This window comes from Waterburya agarophytonicola KI4 (assembly GCF_020640915.1).
GTDB lineage: Bacteria > Cyanobacteriota > Cyanobacteriia > Cyanobacteriales > Xenococcaceae > Waterburya > Waterburya agarophytonicola.
This window is the reverse complement of the sequence record NZ_JADWDC010000145.1, coordinates 1-2,516: the sequence shown is the minus strand read 5'-3', so window position 1 is coordinate 2,516 and position 2,516 is coordinate 1. Positions and strand designations below refer to the sequence as shown.

Genomic DNA, 2,516 nt, shown 5'->3' with positions numbered 1-2,516 from the left:
TTTCCGCCCAAACTCTCTTTGACAGCTAGCGAGAAAGCTTAACTTGTGACCAATGGTTTTTACTAGCTGACGCTTTGCATTGGGATATTACACGAATTATTCGGACTTGGAATTATCGTTGGTCGGTAGAAATTTTTCACGAGTTTGCCAAACAAATAACGGGATTGGAGTCTTCTCAGGTACGTAAGGAGGAAGCATTTTATAGCCACTTTCGCTTGAGTTGCGTAGCGCAGTCGCTACTTCAGCGAGTTACTTGTCTAGGACAGAAATCTGAAAGATTTAAGTTTGCCCAAGAAAAGCAAACCATCGGTCAGTGTATTTATTCCTTGAATCGTATAGTCAATCAATCTCAAAATTAAAGGGCAAACGAGCATAAATCTCATTAGGGTCGCTAGACTCTTGTAAAATAGCTAGTTCCTGTCTTATTTTCAGAAATTCGGCGGTTAAGGGGTCGATTTGACCTTGAGATTCTAAAAGTTTGACATCAAAGAGACGTTGGACTATTTCAGTTTCAAAACGATTTTGTTGGGGATATTCTTGTAGTTGCCAATTGTCTTTTAATTTAGCTTCTTGGGCTGCATAGGCGATCGCACTTTCTAAGCCCCCAATTTCATCTACTAGACCTATTTTGACTGCTTCTTTTCCTGACCAAACTCTTCCTCGGGCAATTTCTTTGACTTTTGCTTCGGGAAGATTGCGATAGTGAGATACTTTTCTCAAAAACAGATCATAGGTTTTGTTGACCGACTTTTGATAGATAGCCAACTCTGCTTCGGTCTTAGGACGTACGTTTGAACCAATATCGGCGAATTTTCCTGTTTTGACTACATCCCAGGTAACACCATGATCGTTAGCAATCTCTTGAATGTTAGACAATAAGCCAAATACTCCAATAGATCCCGTAATACTATTTTCTTCGGCAAAAATTTGATTCGCCCCTGCTGCGATCCAATAACCACCAGAAGCAGCGACATTACCCATTGAAACTACTATAGGCTTTTGTTTTTTGGCTAATAATATCTCGCGCAAAATTACCTCAGAGGCCGTCGCACTACCGCCAGGGCTATTAACTCGCAGCACAATCGCCTTGACAGTTTCATCTTCTCCGAGTTCGCGAAATACTTCCGCAAAGCGATCGCTACCAATAGTTTCAATACTGCCTCGCCCTCCGACAATCGCCCCTTCTGCATAGACTACGGCAATTTTTTCTTCTCCCATTACCGCAACTTCTGGAGGACGAATAGTGCTATCGGCATAAGAACCAAGATCGACTTGTCTAAAGCTCTCTGCTGCTGCTGTTTTTTCGGTTTCTCCTGTCAATTTTCTCAATTCGGTGACTACATTATCGTAATAACCTACTCGGTCGATCAAACCAATATTTTTGGCATCTTCTGGATCGATGTATCCTTGACTATCAACAATTTTTTGTAATTTATCTACTTCTAAGCCTCTACTATCAGCTACGGTATCGAGAAATTTGCTCCATAAATCTGTCAATAAGGCTTTAGTCTGTTCTCGATTAGCAGCACTAAGATCGTAACGAATATAAGGTTCGACGGCTGATTTATAATCACCTACCCGAATTACTTGTACTCCTACACCATATTTTTCTAAAGCTCCTTTAAAAAACATTTGCTTGGAGCTTAAGCCGTTGATTTCCATTGTTCCCATGGGGTTGACGATAATTTCATTAGCCAAAGAAGATAAATAATATTCTCGCTCGCTTAACGTTACGTCATAGGCAATAATTTTTTTTCCCGCAGCTTGAAACTTTTCTAAAGCACCCCTTAATTCTGCCATGGTTGCGTAACCATTGGGACTACCTCCTGTTCTACCATCTAAAAATAAAGCAGTAATGCGATCGTCTTCTGTAGCGCGAGCGATCGCTTGGAGAGTTTGACGTAGGGTAATAATATCTTGCTTTTTTCCTGAAAAGGCTTGAGCTAGATTAGCAGGTGGTTTAGAATCTCTAACTTGAGTAGACAAATCAAAAACTAAGACCGATTTATCTTTAATTCCAGGGGATTCTTCATCTCCTAGTGCAGCAAATAGCACGACAACTAATCCGCTAGCCCCCAAGGTAATTAAAAGAAGTAAGCCCACCATGCTACCAATGGTGCTGGCAAAAGTTTGTTTCAAAAATTGACGCATTGTGGTGATTTAGATAAATTAATTAATAATTGGAGATAAATTGCACTAGAAGTTTATCTGTTTTTATAGTTCCCCCAATCTTGGCAATCCATATCATTAAATCAATGATAATCTTATTTGACTGTGCAACTCCCGCTAAATCCCAACGTTGCGCCTTTGGGGCAATCTGTCATCAAAAATTCATCTTGCTGTCACAAGAAAGTCATAGAGCTTTTTTATAGTCAACCTTGTCAGCCCTAAATTCGATTTCACTCAAAGCTCCTTCAGGCTTCTTAGGGCTGGCTTTACTCAATAAGTAGATGGTCAGAATCTGGCTGCCTGACACATTTATTTAAACGAAGCTAAATATTTGAACATTTTACTTC

At 40.1% G+C, this 2,516-nt stretch carries 1 protein-coding gene and 1 pseudogene; one reads left to right on the top strand and one right to left on the bottom strand.

Features of this window, described 5'->3' with window-relative positions:
• Positions 1-56: 56 nt before the first annotated feature.
• Positions 57-335, top strand: a pseudogene (locus I4641_RS23650) (IS701 family transposase); the annotation flags it as partial.
• A gap of 4 nt (positions 336-339) precedes the next feature.
• Here I4641_RS23650 and sppA read toward each other — a convergent pair.
• Complete coding sequence (gene sppA / locus I4641_RS23645) at positions 340-2,151, bottom strand: signal peptide peptidase SppA (protein ID WP_229643036.1); 1,812 nt, start codon at positions 2,149-2,151, stop codon at positions 340-342.
• Positions 2,152-2,516: the final 365 nt, after the last annotated feature.

What these genes read in the sequence shown, in the direction of transcription:
- sppA (WP_229643036.1), bottom strand. Translation starts at nt 2,151, where the DNA reads ATGCGTCAATTTTTGAAACAAACTTTTGCCAGCACCATTGGTAGCATG.